Source organism: Kribbella sp. NBC_00662 (genome assembly GCF_041430295.1).
GTDB lineage: Bacteria > Actinomycetota > Actinomycetes > Propionibacteriales > Kribbellaceae > Kribbella.
Genome location: NZ_CP109029.1, coordinates 5,541,827 through 5,555,640 on the forward strand (window position 1 = coordinate 5,541,827; position 13,814 = coordinate 5,555,640).

The following is a 13,814-nucleotide window of genomic DNA, read 5'->3' on the forward strand; positions in this document are numbered from 1 at the left end:
GGTGGACGGGAAGTCCAGCTGGTGGGCGTCATGAGGTAGTCTCGGGACACCCGGCTTGGGCCAATGTTGTCCCGCGGCCAGTTGTTTGACCGTAGGACGACGGGAGCCCCTGAATGTATGGTCGCCCCCCATTCCCGAGCGAGGGTCTCTACGACGGGCAGCACGAGCACGACGCTTGTGGTGTTGCCTTCGTCGCGACCCTGACCGGTGAACCGAGCCACGACATCGTGGCCAAGGCCTTGACCGCCCTGCGCAATCTCGAGCATCGCGGCGCGTCCGGCGCCGAACCGGATTCCGGCGACGGAGCCGGCATCCTGCTGCAGGTCCCGGATGCCTTCTATCGCAAGGTGTGCGAGTTCGACCTGCCGGCGCCGCACAGCTACGCGACCGGTATCGCGTTCCTGCCCGCCGATCCCGACGACGCCGCCAAGGCGATCAACCGGATCGAGGAGCTGGCGACCGAGGAGCAGCTGAAGGTCGTCGGCTGGCGGGACATCCCGACCACGCCCGACCTGCTCGGCGCGACCGCGCGCTCGGTGATGCCGACCTTCAAGCAGCTGTTCGTCACCGCGACGAGCGGCCGGGTGCTCGGCCTGGCCCTGGAGCGGATGGCGTTCCGGCTGCGGAAGCGGGCCGAGAAGGAGACCGAGACCTACTTCCCGTCGCTGTCCGGCCGGACCATCACCTACAAGGGGATGCTCACCACCGACCAGCTGGACAAGTTCTTCCCCGAGCTGACCGACCCCGATCTGGCCTCGGCCATCGGCATCGTGCACTCGCGGTTCTCCACGAACACGTTCCCGTCCTGGCCGCTGGCCCACCCGTACCGGTACATCGCCCACAACGGTGAGATCAACACCGTCCAGGGCAACCGCAACTGGATGCGCGCCCGCGAGGCCCTGCTGGCCAGCGACCTGATCCCCGGCGACCTCGAGCAGCTCTACCCGATCTGTACGCCGGGCGCCTCGGACTCCGCGTCCTTCGACGAGGTCCTCGAGCTCCTGCACCTCGGCGGCCGCTCGCTGCCGCACGCGATGCTGATGATGATCCCGGAGGCGTGGGAGAACGCCACCACGATGGATCCGAAGCGGCGTGCGTTCTACGAGTTCCACTCGACGCTGATGGAGCCGTGGGACGGCCCGGCGTCGGTCGTCTTCTCCGACGGTACGAAGGTCGGCGCGGTCCTCGACCGCAACGGCCTGCGCCCCTCGCGCTACTGGGTGACCGAGGACGGCCTGGTCGTCCTCGCGTCCGAGGCCGGCGTCCTCGACATCGACCCGGCCACCGTGACCGAGAAGGGCCGCCTCGAACCGGGCCGGATCTTCCTGGTCGACGTCGACGCGCACCGGATCATCACCGACGCCGAGGTGAAGAACGCGCTCGCCACCGAGCACCCGTACGACGAATGGCTGCACGGCGGCCTGATCCGCTTCGAGGACCTGCACGAGCGCGAGCACGTCGTCCACAGCCACGCGTCGGTGACCCGGCGCCAGCAGGTCTTCGGATACACCGAGGAGGAGCTGCGCCTCATCCTCACCCCGATGGCCAAGTCCGGCGCCGAGCCGATCGGCTCGATGGGCACCGACACGCCGATCGCAGTGCTGAGCGACCGGCCGCGGCTGCTGTTCGACTACTTCGCGCAGCTGTTCGCCCAGGTCACGAACCCACCGCTGGACGCGATCCGCGAGGAGCTCGTCACCTCGCTGTCGTCGTCCCTCGGCCCGGAGTCGAACCTGCTCAGCCCGAGCCCGGCGTCCTGCCGGCAGGTGGTGATCCCGTTCCCGGTGATCACCAACGACGAGCTGGCCAAGCTCCGGCACATCAACCTCGACGGCGACATGCCCGGCCTGGCCACGACGGTCCTGCGCGGTGTGTACGACGTCGAGGGCGGCGGCGAGGCGCTCCGGACCCGGCTCGACGAGATCTGCGCCGAAGCCGACGCAGCGATTCGTGACGGCGCCCGCATCCTGGTGCTGTCCGACCGGCACTCGAACGCCGACAGCGCCCCGATCCCGTCGTTGTTGCTGACCTCCGCGGTGCACCACCACCTGGTCCGGGAGAAGACCCGCACCCAGGTCGGCCTGGTCGTCGAGGCCGGTGACGTCCGCGAGGTCCACCACGTCGCGCTGCTGATGGGGTACGGCGCGGCCGCGATCAACCCGTACCTGGCGCTGGAGTCCGTCGAGGACCTCTGCCGGCACGGCACCTACCTGCCCGGGATCGAGCCCGAGCAGGCCGTGCGCAACGTGGTGAAGTCGCTCGGCAAGGGCGTGCTCAAGGTCATGTCGAAGATGGGTGTCTCGACGGTCGCGTCGTACACCGGCGCCCAGATCTTCGAGGCGAACGGGCTGTCGCCGTTCCTGGTCGACATCTACTTCACCGGTACGTCGTCGAGGATCGGCGGCGTCGGACTCGACACGATCGCCGAGGAGGTACGCCGCCGGCACCTGCGCGCGTATCCCGCCGACGGCATCCTGCCGGCGCACCGCAAGCTGGAGATCGGCGGCGAGTACCAGTGGCGCCGCGAGGGCGAGCCGCACCTGTTCGACCCGGACACGGTCTTCCGGCTGCAGCACAGCACCCGGACCGGCCGCTACGACATCTTCAAGCAGTACACGTCGCGCGTGAACGAGCAGTCCGAGCGGCTGATGACACTGCGTGGCCTGTTCGGATTCGGCAGCGACCGGCAGCCGATCCCGATCGAGGAGGTCGAGCCGGTCAGCGAGATCGTCAAGCGGTTCTCCACCGGCGCGATGAGCTACGGCTCGATCAGCGCCGAGGCGCACCAGACGCTGGCGATCGCGATGAACCAGCTCGGCGGCAAGTCGAACACCGGTGAGGGCGGCGAGGACGCCGACCGGCTGTACGACCCGTCCCGGCGGAGTTCGATCAAGCAGGTCGCCTCGGGACGGTTCGGCGTCACCGCGGAGTACCTGACGAACTCCGACGACATCCAGATCAAGATGGCGCAGGGCGCGAAGCCCGGCGAGGGCGGGCAGCTGCCCGGTCCGAAGGTGTACCCGTGGGTGGCCAGCACGCGGCACTCGACGCCGGGTGTCGGCCTGATCTCGCCGCCGCCGCACCACGACATCTACTCGATCGAGGATCTGGCCCAGCTAATCCACGACCTGAAGAACGCGAACCCGTCCGCACGGATCCACGTGAAGCTGGTCTCCGAGGTCGGCGTCGGCACGATCGCCGCGGGTGTCTCCAAGGCGCACGCGGACGTCGTCCTGATCTCCGGTCACGACGGCGGTACGGGCGCGGCGCCGCTGACGTCGCTGAAGCACGCCGGCGGTCCGTGGGAGCTGGGTCTGGCCGAGACGCAGCAGACCCTGCTGCTGAACGGTTTGCGCGACCGCATCGTCGTACAGACCGACGGCCAGCTGAAGACCGGTCGCGACGTGATCATCGCGGCGCTGCTCGGCGCGGAGGAGTTCGGTTTCGCGACCGCGCCGCTGGTGGTGTCGGGCTGCATCATGATGCGGGTCTGCCACCTGGACACCTGCCCGGTCGGCGTCGCCACGCAGAACCCGGTACTGCGGGAGCGGTTCTCCGGCAAGCCAGAGTTCGTGGTGAACTTCTTCGAGTTCATCGCCGAGGAGGTCCGGGAGTACCTTGCGGAGCTGGGATTCCGGACCCTCGACGAGGCGATCGGTCACGCCGAGGTGCTGGACGTCCAGCGCGCGGTCGACCACTGGAAGGCGGACGGTCTCGACCTGGCCCCGATCCTGCACGTGCCGTCGCTGCCGGAAGGCGCGTCGCGGCACCAGGTCGTCGGGCAGAACCACGGCCTGGACAAGGCGCTCGACAACGAGCTGATCGAGATCTGCCGGCCGGCATTGGAGAACGGCGAACCGGTTCGCGCGCAGCTCGCGATCCGCAACGTCAACCGCACGGTCGGGACGATGCTCGGCCACGAGATCACCAAGCGGTACCGCGCGGCCGGCCTGGCCGACGGGACGATCGACCTGACCTTCACCGGTTCGGCCGGCAACTCGTTCGCGGCCTTCGTGCCGAGCGGGGTCACGCTGCGACTCGAGGGTGACGCCAACGACTACGTCGGCAAGGGTCTGTCCGGCGGTCGCGTGGTCATCCGCCCAGACCGCCGCGCGCGGTTCGACGCGGCCGACCAGATCATCGCCGGCAACGTCATCGCGTACGGCGCGACGTCCGGTGAACTGTTCATCAGCGGCGGCGTCGGCCAGCGGTTCTGCGTCCGGAACTCCGGCGCGACCGCGATCGTCGAGTCGGTCGGCGACCACGCCTGCGAGTACATGACCGGCGGGCGTGTCGTCGTACTGGGCGCCGTCGGACGGAACCTCGCGGCCGGCATGTCGGGCGGCGTGGCCCACGTGATCGACCTGGACCAGACCCTGGTGAACCCGGAGCTGGTGGATCTCCACCCGGTCACCACGGACGAGTCCGAACTGCTGCACGACCTGGTCCGCAGGCACTTCGAGGAGACCGGATCGGAACGGGCGGCCAAGCTGCTCGCCGACTGGCCCGCCGCGGCCGCCAGGTTCACCACGGTGATGCCCCGCGACTATGCCCGGGTGCTGGCGGCCAAGGCGGCCGCGGAGCGCGACGGGCTGGATGAGGACGCCACCACGCGAGCGATGATGGAGGCCATCTGATGGCTGATCCCAAGGGATTCCTGACCACCCCGCGCGAGGTCGCCGACCGGCGTCCGGTGGAGGAGCGCAAGCAGGACTGGAAAGAGGTCTACCCCGGTGGGCCGGGCAAGGCGCTGCTGCCGATCATCACCAAGCAGGCCGGCCGTTGTATGGACTGCGGTATCCCGTTCTGCCACAACGGCTGCCCGCTGGGCAACCTGATCCCGGAGTGGAACGACCTGGTCTGGCGCGACGACTGGTCGTCGGCGATCGAGCGGTTGCACGCCACCAACAACTTCCCGGAGTTCACCGGGCGGCTGTGCCCGGCGCCGTGCGAGACCGCCTGCGTGCTCGGTATCAACCAGGACCCGGTGACGATCAAGAACGTCGAGGTCGCGATCATCGACAAGGCCTGGGAGACCGGCGACGTCCGGCCCCAGCCGCCGGAATGGCTGACCGGCAAGACGATCGCGGTCGTCGGATCCGGTCCGTCGGGCCTGGCCGCCGCGCAGCAGCTGACCCGCGCGGGGCACACGGTCGCGGTCTACGAGCGCGCCGACACCCCGGGCGGCCTGCTGCGGTACGGCATTCCCGAGTTCAAGATGGAGAAGATCCAGGTCGACCGCCGGATCCAGCAGATGAAGGAGGAGGGCACGGTCTTCCGCTCCGGCGTGAACGTCGGCGTGGACGTGACCGGCACCCAGCTCAAGCAGCGCTACGACGCGGTCGTGATCGCCACCGGGGCCACCGCAGCGCGCGACCTGCCGGTGCCTGGCCGAGAGTACGGCGGCATCCACCAGGCGATGGAGTACCTGCCGCAGGCCAACCGGGTCGCACTCGGGCAGACCGTCGACGACCAGATCGTTGCGACCGGCAAGGACGTGGTGATCATCGGCGGCGGCGACACCGGCGCCGACTGCCTCGGTACGGCACACCGGCAGGGCGCCCGGACGGTGACCCAGCTGGAGATCATGCCGCGACCGGGCGAGGACCGGCCAGGGCACCAGCCGTGGCCGACGTACCCGATGATCTACCGGGTCGCCTCCGCGCACGAGGAGGGCGGCGACCGGGTGTACGCGGTCTCGACGGTGAACTTCGAGGCCGATGCCGACGGCAACGTCTCGGGGCTGAACCTGGTCGAGGTGAAGTTTGCCGACGGCAAGTTCAACCCGGTCGAGGGGACCGAGCGGACGATCCCGGCGCAGCTCGTGCTGCTGGCGATGGGCTTCCTCGGCCCGGAGCGCGAGGGCTTCCTCGAGCAGCTCGGTGTCGAGCTCGACGAGCGCGGCAACGTCAAGCGGGACAAGGACTACCAGACCTCGGTCGAGGGCGTCTTCGCCTGTGGCGACGCCGGTCGCGGTCAGTCGCTGATCGTCTGGGCGATCGCCGAGGGCCGCTCCTGCGCCAACGGCGTGGACACCCACCTGACCGGCTCGTCCACCCTTCCCACCCCCATCCCGCCGACGGCCCGCCCCTTGGCGGTATGACGTGCAGTGCTTTGTGCACCCACCAACCGGAATTCGCGACGCGAAACGGTTGGTCGGTGCTCAAGGAGTCCCGGCTCGATAGGTTGGGACAGTGGTAGGGCGGCTCGTCGACAGGGCGCGGCTCAGGGCGGTGGCGCCGTGGGCCGGGCTCAGTCTGCTCTTCGTGCTGACCACGGTCGTGGTGGGTCTGCTCGGATTCGTGAACGACTCCGAGCGGGTCACGATCGGCGCCCACGCGGCGACGGTGTCGCCCACCTTCGACGGGTACGCGACGCTCGACCTCGGCGCCGTACTCCCGCGGTTGCGGATCCCGGCGGACACGCCGGGCGGCATCGGCGTCAACATCGACGTACAGGAGACCGACGCCGACAACCTCACCGAGCTGCTCACCCGCGACACCCTGATCGCCTCCCAGCCCGACGGTGAGATCGGGCAGATCAAGAAGGTCATCCAGGAGATGGCCGTCGACAACGCGGTCGCCGGAGCCGGTACCGGCCTGCTCGTGGTCGTCGTGGTCGCCACGCTCTGGACGGCCCTCGGCGTACGTCGGCGACGCGAGCTGTGGCATCTGGTCCACCGGCACGAACGCCGGTTCGAGCACCGGGCGATCGTCGTACTGGTCGCGATGCTGATCACGATCGCCTCGATCTACGGTCCGGGGCGGATGCGGCCGGCCGAAGTACCGCCGACGCAGTGGCAGCCGCTGTTCAAGCTGCTGCCGGAGATGTCGTTCGACGACCGGCTGAAGAAGGTCGAGGTCGCGTCCGGGTTCTCCGCCACGGGTGGTGTCGGGGTGATCCGGACGCTGGTCGAGACGTACCGGAAGTCGACCGAGCTGTACGGCCGGCTCAAGGACCGGGTCGCCGACGTCGCTCCGCAGATCCACCAGCCGAACAAGGAGGAGAAGGTCGCCCTGCTGGTGTCGGACCGGCACGACAACATCGGTATCGACGGGTTCGCGGCCGAGGTGGCGAAGGCCGGCGGCGCCAAGCTGCTGATCGACGCCGGTGACGACACGTCGTCGGGACAGAGCTGGGAAGCGTTCAGCATCAACTCGCTGCGGCAGCACTTCAAGGACTTCAAAGTGGTCGCGGTGGCCGGCAACCACGACGCCGGCGGGCACGTCGAGGAATTCATGCGCAAGAGCGGGTTCACCGTGCTCGACAGCAAGCCGGTCGAGGTCGAGGGGATCCGGTTCCTCGGCGACAGCGACCCGACCAAGACCGGGCTCGGCAGCGCCGACACGCCGGGTGACGAGACGATCGAGCACCAGTCGGAGCGGCTGGCCGACGTCGCCTGCGACCAGCCGGAGGACAAGCGGATCTCGACAATGGTCGTGCACGACCCGTCCTCGTTCGCCGCCACCGCCGAGCGCGGCTGCGCGACGTTGCTGCTGTCCGGTCATCTGCACCGCCAGGTCGGTCCGACGACCAGGGTGGTCGACGGGCGCGCGGTCACGACGTACACGAACGGGACGACCGGGGGAGCGGCGTACGCCTTCGCCCTCGGCTACACCCTGCGGAAGCCGGGTGAGGTCACCCTCATCACGTACCAGAAAGGGCTGCCGGTCGGTTTGCAGACGGTCACCGCGCAACCCAGTGGTGATGTGACCGTCGGGCCCTACACCCCCTTGGGTTCTTGACGATTCAGGCGATGTAGGCGATTGCCATCAGCTGTTAACTGTCCAGTAACGGGGGTGGACCAGCAGGGGCAGTGGTTTGCAGGAGTAGGGTTTTGTGACGTGCGTCGCGCAAAGATCGTTTGTACGCTCGGCCCGGCTACGGCCGCCCCGGAGCGCATCCTGGAACTCGTCCAAGCAGGTATGGACGTCGCAAGGCTCAACCTGAGCCACGGCGCCCATGCCGAGCATGAGCGCATCTACCAGCGGATCCGCACAGCAGCCGCGGAGACCGGTAGCAACGTCGGCATCCTGGTCGACCTGCAGGGTCCGAAGATCCGGCTGGCCGAGTTCGCCGAGGGGAAGGCAACGCTGACCTACGGCGAACGCTTCACGATCACCACCCGGGAGGTGCCGGGCGATCACACCATCTGCGGAACGACGTACGACGGCCTGCCGGGTGACGTGAAGCCGGGCGACCAGCTGCTGATCGACGACGGCCGGATCGCGCTGGTGGCCGAGGAGGTCACCGAGACCGACGTGGTCTGCCGCGTCACGGTCGGCGGCCCGGTGTCGAACCACAAGGGCATCAATCTGCCGGGCGTGTCGGTGAGCGTTCCGGCGCTGTCGGAGAAGGACGCCGAGGACCTGCGCTGGGCCCTGCACCTGCCGGCCGACATGATCGCGCTGTCGTTCGTGCGGGACGCGGCCGACATCCAGCTGGTGCACAAGATCATGGACGAGGAGGGGCTGCGGCTCCCGGTCGTCGCCAAGATCGAGAAGCCGCAGGCGGTCGCCAACCTCGACGAGATCATCGAGGCGTTCGACGGGTTCATGGTGGCTCGTGGTGACCTCGGTGTGGAGCTCCCGCTCGAGGAGGTCCCGCTGGTCCAGAAGCTGATCATCGACCAGGCCCGGTTGAACGCGAAGCCGGTCATCGTCGCCACCCAGATGCTCGAGTCGATGATCTCCGCACCGCGCCCGACGCGGGCGGAGGCGTCCGACGTCGCGAACGCCGTACTCGACGGTGCGGACGCGGTCATGCTGTCCGGTGAGACCAGCGTCGGCCGGTTCCCGATCGAGACCGTCAGGACGATGGCGCGGATCGTCGAGTCCACCGAAGAACACGGCCTCAGCCGCGTCCAGGCGATCGAGTGGGAGCCGAAGACCAAGGGCGGCGTGATCGCCCGCGCGGCCGCGGATGTCGCGGAGCGGCTGGACGCGAAGTACCTGATCGCCTTCACCCAGTCGGGCGACACCGCGCTGCGGCTGGCCCGCTACCGCACCGAGGTCCCGCTGCTGGCCTTCACACCGGTCCCGTCGGTGAGCTCGTGGCTGAGCGTCGTGTGGGGCATCGAGACGCACATCGTCCCGACCGTCGAACACACCGACGAAATGGTCCGCCAGGTAGACCAACGCCTCCTCGAACTGGGCAAACTCCAGAAGGGCGACCTGGTAGTAATCGTCGCGGGTTCCCCACCCAGCATCCCCGGCTCCACCAACGCCCTCCGAGTCCACCGCATGGGCGACGCCATCGAAGGCATAGCCCCCGCCTACCGCAGCCAAAACCCGTAACAACAGACATTCAGAGAAGTAGTTGAGGCGGACAGTCGACCGACTGTCCGCCTCAACCCATGCACCCCAAGAACAAAACAAAGAGCAGACCTCTGAGATGTGGCTGGCCTGGGTAGGGAGCTGAGGGCCGGCCGGGGCTCGTGCAGGGAAAGACAAAGAGCAAAGAACAAGGATTTGAGGAGTGGCTGGCCGGACGTGCGGCTGTCGGGTTGTTGGGAGCGTGCGGGGGCTTGGGGAGACGTGCGGCGGTGGTTACGACTTGGGGCCGATGAATGCGTCTAGACGGCTGACTGCTTCTCGGCGGGCTACGGAGAGGGTGTTGGGGCGGGACATGCGCCAGGGGATGTCGAGGAGGTCTAGGGCCTGCTGGCAGAGGTGCATGATGTCGGTGGACTCGTTGGAGAACATGTAGCGGGGGTATTCGTAGCGTTTGGGGTGGCCGGTGACTGTGCGAGTGGTCCAGTTGGCTACTCGGCAGCCGTCGGAGTTGAAGAGGCCGCGGAGGAAGAGTTCGGGGTTCGCGGCAACAATCTCTTGCTGCCAGCGATGCAGTTCGATCTTCCGTTGATGCTTGGGGCCGGGGCCGTGCTGGGGGAACAGGCACGGCCAGTGCTTCCAGTAGGAGACGACGGACGTGTGGCCGGCGGCTTGGATGCGATGGGCCGGGCGGTTCGGATGTACGGCGGTAGCCGCATCCGCCGCCTCGTCGATCAGGCGGGGGTAGGAGTCGTCACATGCGATCCGCAGCGCGTAGACCTCGCGCCGGTGCTTCGACAGGCAGCCGTCGCCGAGGTAGAGGCCTAGTAGGTGCGCGTACGGACCTTCGGGGAGGTGCCCGTTCGAGCAGCGTGGGCAGCCGGTCGGGTCGCTCGTGGGGGCCGGGCGGGCGTGCCAGTTACGGAGCGTCGCACGATTCATGCCGAAGCGCTTGCTGATCGAGGAGAGGCTCTCGCCTCGAGCCATCGCGGCAACCGCGGCGGCGCGGACCTGCGCGTCGTACATGACGAGAGATTCGCAGGCGGCGCCGACAGATTTTTGTGCCCTGGGTGGGATTTGAACCCACACTGTGCGGGTTTTGAATCCGCTCCCTCTGCCGTTGGGGTACCAGGGCATTCCGACTTGGAAGATCCTACCCACGAGGCTGGTCGACCACCAAAATGTCGGTGGCTGCCGACAGGCTGGTGGCGTGCGTCACTTCAGATCGCGGGAGACGGTTGAGTCGGCGTTGCGGATGTCCGACGAGGGTGTGCCTGATCGGGTCAACGCGGAGATCCACGGTGTGGCGCTGCAGACGATCAGGACGTGGCGGCGGCGGTACCAACGCGACGGGTGGATCCGGGTCGGTAGCGGTTATCCAGCGTCGCCGTGTCCTCGGTGCGACAGTGCGGACCTCGACGAGGCGGCGTACGCCTTGCTGCTCGGCTGGTATCTCGGTGATGGGTCGATTGCGCGAGCGCGGCGGGGTGTGTTCACGTTGCAGATCATCAACGACGCGAGGTACGTGGATCTCATCCGAGAGATTGCGGAGACGATCAAGCGGGTGAAGCCGAACGCGAGCCCATGCCTCCGCGGAGGTGGAGGAGCGGTTCGGGTCGAGGCGCGCTGGAAGCATTGGCCGTGTTTGTTTCCTCAGCACGGTCCTGGGCGGAAGCATCTGCGGAAGATCGAGCTCGAGGGGTGGCAGCGGGAGATTGTTGCCAAATACCCCGAACAGCTGCTGCGGGGGCTGTTTCACTCGGACGGGTGCCGGTTCGTGAACTGGGCGAGTAAGCCGGCGACCGGGAAGCGGTACTACTACGTGCGCTACATGTTCTCGAACGAGTCGGACGACATTCGCAAGATTCTCACCGATGCGCTGGATCTGCTCGGAATCGGCTGGCGGCGGCCGAGGCGGAACGTGATCGCGGTCAGTCGGAAAGAGGCGGTCTCGGTGTTGGACGGGTTCGTGGGGGCGAAGGGGTGAGGTCGCTAAGGTGTGGGCGTGACTGCTAAGCGTGTGGTGATCGCCGAGGACGAGGCTCTGATTCGGATGGATCTGGCTGAGATGCTCGCGGAAGAGGGGTACGACGTCGTCGGGCAGGCGGGTGACGGGGAAGAGGCGATCCGGCTGGCCGAGGAGCAGCGGCCGGATCTGGTGATCCTCGATGTGAAGATGCCCAAGCTGGACGGGTTGAGTGCGGCCGAGAAGATCGCGGGGGAGCGGATCGCTCCGGTGCTGATGCTGACCGCGTTCTCGCAGCGGGAGCTGGTCGAGCGGGCGCGGGACGCCGGCGCGATGGCGTACCTGGTGAAACCGTTCTCCAAGGCCGACCTGCTGCCGGCGATCGAGATCGCCGCGTCCCGGTACGTCGAGCTCGCCGAACTCGAGCGCGAGGTCGCGGACCTGGCCGAGCGGCTGGAGACGCGCAAGCTGGTGGATCGGGCCAAGTCGATCCTGCAGACCAAGTTCGGGTTGTCCGAGCCGGACTCGTTCCGGTGGATCCAGAAAACCGCAATGGACAAAAGAGTTTCGATGCGGCAGGTCGCGCAGTTGGTCGTTGACGAGGCTGGCAGTAGCGACTGAATCACTCTCCGCTCATCGAGCTGAGCGGGCGTACAGTAACCACTTCTCCTCATGCTGCTTACCGCTGTAACGACCTCACAACACACGCTCTGTCACATCGCCTGAAGAGCCAACCGAGGTCTAACCTGCGGATGCTCGCGGCAAACGCGAGAGTCCGGGGATTTGCCGGACTATCCAGACATGGGAGGAACAGTGCACCAGCGTTCCGTAGTAAGGGTCGGCGCGTCGCTGATCGTTGCGTCGTTGGCCCTGACAGCCTGCGGCTCACGCAGTGGCAACGACTCCGGGGGGAGCTCCGGAGGTTCGACGAAGACTGCCAAGATCGGCGTCATCGCGCCGCTGTCCGGAGACTTGTCGGCCCTGGGTCTGGGTATCCAGCACTCCGTCGAGCTGGCCGTGAAGCAGGCCAACGACTCCAACGCGATCCCGGGCTGGAAGCTCGAGGTCGTGCCGAAGGACGACGAGGCGAAGCCGGACCCCGGTAAGAACGCCGCTACCGCGCTGGCCGGCGACCCCGACGTGATCGGTGTGGTCGGCACGCTGAACACCAGCGTCAGCCAGCAGGTCCAGCCGGTGCTCGCGCCGAAGAACATCGTCCAGGTCTCGCCGGCCAACACCGGACCGGGCCTGACCCAGGGTGCGAACTGGCAGACGGACCCGAAGCGGCCGTACCCGACGTACTTCCGCACCTGCACCACCGACGCGGTCCAGGGTCCGTTCGCGGCCCGGTACCTGTACGAGACGGCGAAGATCACCAAGGTCGCCACGATCCACGACAAGAAGGCGTACGGCCAGGGTCTGGTCGGCACCTTCACCGAGGAGTTCAAGAAGCTGGGCGGTCAGGTCGTCGCGGCCCAGACCATCAACCCGGACGACTCGAACTACCAGGCCGTGATCTCCGCGATCAAGCCGTCCGCCCCGCAGGCGGTCTACTACGGTGGTGAGTACCCGCAGGCCGGTCCGCTCTCGCAGCAGATGAAGGCCGCCGGTCTGAACGTCCCGCTGATGGGCGGCGACGGCATCTTCGACCCGAAGTACATCACCCTGGCCGGCAAGACCTCCGACAACGACCTGGCCACCTCGGTCGGCGCGCCGGTGGACTCGCTGGAGTCGGCGAAGAAGTTCGTCTCCGACTACAACGCGCAGGGCTACAAGGAGCCGTACGCGGCGTACGGCGGTTACTCCTTCGACGCGGCGAACGCGATCATCGCGGCGCTGAAGACCTCGCTGAAGGACGCCAAGGACGTCGAGTCCGCGCGTCAGGCGACGGTCGATGCCATGAGCAAGGTTTCGTTCGACGGCGTGACCGGCAAGGTCTCCTTCGACCAGTACGGTGACACCACCTCCAAGGTGCTGACCGTCTACAAGGTTGCCGGTGGCAAGTGGGCCACCGTCGAGACCAAGGCGTTCGAAGACAAGTAAGCGAAGTCGACCTCATGTCTCGGGGGTGGGAGCGATCCTCCCACCCCCGTGGCGTGTCATAACTGAGGCAGATGGGAGGTCGACGTGGACCAGTTCCTCCAGCAGCTCGTCAACGGGCTGACCTTGGGCTCGCTCTACGCCCTGATCGCGGTCGGTTACACCGTCGTCTACGGCATCGTGCAGCTCATCAACTTCGCCCACGGCGAGGTCTTCATGATCGGCGCGTTCGGCGCGCTGACCACGTACTTGTTGTTCTTCAACGGTCACACCAGCGTCTGGATCCTGCCGATCATGATCATCGGCGCGATGATCGCGTCGGTCGGTACGGCGGTGCTGATGGAACGTGTCGCGTACCGTCCCCTGCGGAACGCGCCACGACTGGCGCCGCTGATCACCGCGATCGGTATCTCGGTGTTCCTGCAGGAGTTCATCCGGCTCTTCTACGAGCAGCCGGGCTGGACCGTTGTCGTGTTCGCCGGTCTGGCGATCGCCGTCGGCTACGTCGTCGGCGCGCGGCAGGCCAAGGTCAATCT

The 13,814-nt window shown here is 67.4% G+C and carries 8 protein-coding genes, 1 tRNA gene and 1 pseudogene; 8 read left to right on the forward strand and 2 right to left on the reverse strand.

Annotated elements, in window-relative coordinates; genetic code table 11:
* Positions 1-113 precede the first annotated feature (113 nt).
* The 4 genes from gltB to pyk all read left to right on the forward strand — a co-directional run bounded on the left by gltB (position 114) and on the right by pyk (position 9,296).
* Positions 114-4,637 carry a glutamate synthase large subunit gene (gltB, locus tag OHA10_RS27650; protein WP_371401674.1) on the forward strand — a complete coding sequence of 1,508 codons (4,524 nt, stop codon included), beginning with the start codon at positions 114-116 and terminating at the stop codon, positions 4,635-4,637.
* Entirely contained in the window at positions 4,637-6,103 is a 1,467-nt protein-coding gene (locus OHA10_RS27655) for a glutamate synthase subunit beta (protein WP_371401675.1), read from the forward strand. The genes gltB and OHA10_RS27655 overlap by 1 nt, the downstream gene beginning before the upstream one ends.
* Positions 6,104-6,194: 91 nt before the next feature.
* Entirely contained in the window at positions 6,195-7,745 is a 1,551-nt protein-coding gene (locus OHA10_RS27660) for a metallophosphoesterase (RefSeq protein WP_371401676.1), read from the forward strand.
* A gap of 99 nt (positions 7,746-7,844) precedes the next feature.
* Positions 7,845-9,296 (forward strand): pyruvate kinase, encoded by a 1,452-nt coding sequence (pyk, locus tag OHA10_RS27665; RefSeq protein WP_371401677.1) that lies wholly within the window; start codon positions 7,845-7,847, stop codon positions 9,294-9,296.
* 252 nt (positions 9,297-9,548) lie between these two features.
* Here pyk and OHA10_RS27670 read toward each other — a convergent pair whose 3' ends face one another.
* Together OHA10_RS27670 and OHA10_RS27675 are read right to left on the reverse strand one after the other, a co-directional pair.
* On the reverse strand, positions 9,549-10,298 hold the full coding sequence (locus OHA10_RS27670; protein WP_371401678.1) for a helix-turn-helix domain-containing protein: 750 nt from the start codon (positions 10,296-10,298) through the stop codon (positions 9,549-9,551).
* 36 nt (positions 10,299-10,334) lie between these two features.
* Positions 10,335-10,407 (reverse strand) — tRNA-Leu (locus OHA10_RS27675).
* A gap of 75 nt (positions 10,408-10,482) precedes the next feature.
* Between OHA10_RS27675 and OHA10_RS27680 the strand changes: the two genes are divergently transcribed.
* The 4 genes and pseudogenes from OHA10_RS27680 to OHA10_RS27695 all read left to right on the forward strand — a co-directional run.
* Positions 10,483-11,259, forward strand: a complete 777-nt coding sequence (locus OHA10_RS27680; RefSeq protein WP_371401679.1) for a transcriptional regulator — start codon at positions 10,483-10,485, stop codon at positions 11,257-11,259.
* Positions 11,260-11,277: 18 nt separating this feature from the next.
* Positions 11,278-11,859: an ANTAR domain-containing response regulator gene (locus tag OHA10_RS27685; RefSeq protein ID WP_134098654.1), complete on the forward strand. Its 582-nt coding sequence runs from the start codon at positions 11,278-11,280 to the stop codon at positions 11,857-11,859.
* 180 nt (positions 11,860-12,039) lie between these two features.
* Positions 12,040-13,281: a branched-chain amino acid ABC transporter substrate-binding protein gene (locus OHA10_RS27690; RefSeq protein ID WP_371401680.1), complete on the forward strand. Its 1,242-nt coding sequence runs from the start codon at positions 12,040-12,042 to the stop codon at positions 13,279-13,281.
* A gap of 84 nt (positions 13,282-13,365) precedes the next feature.
* Positions 13,366-13,719, forward strand: a pseudogene (locus tag OHA10_RS27695) (branched-chain amino acid ABC transporter permease); the annotation flags it as partial.
* Between the last annotated feature and the right edge of the window lie 95 nt (positions 13,720-13,814).

Bases quoted from the DNA above. Each gene is read 5' to 3' on its own strand.
- OHA10_RS27690 (WP_371401680.1), top strand. From the start codon at position 12,040: ATGGGAGGAACAGTGCACCAGCGTTCCGTAGTAAGGGTCGGCGCGTCG.
- OHA10_RS27655 (WP_371401675.1), top strand. From the start codon at position 4,637: ATGGCTGATCCCAAGGGATTCCTGACCACCCCGCGCGAGGTCGCCGAC.
- gltB (WP_371401674.1), top strand. From the start codon at position 114: ATGTATGGTCGCCCCCCATTCCCGAGCGAGGGTCTCTACGACGGGCAG.
- OHA10_RS27670 (WP_371401678.1), bottom strand. From the start codon at position 10,298: ATGTACGACGCGCAGGTCCGCGCCGCCGCGGTTGCCGCGATGGCTCGA.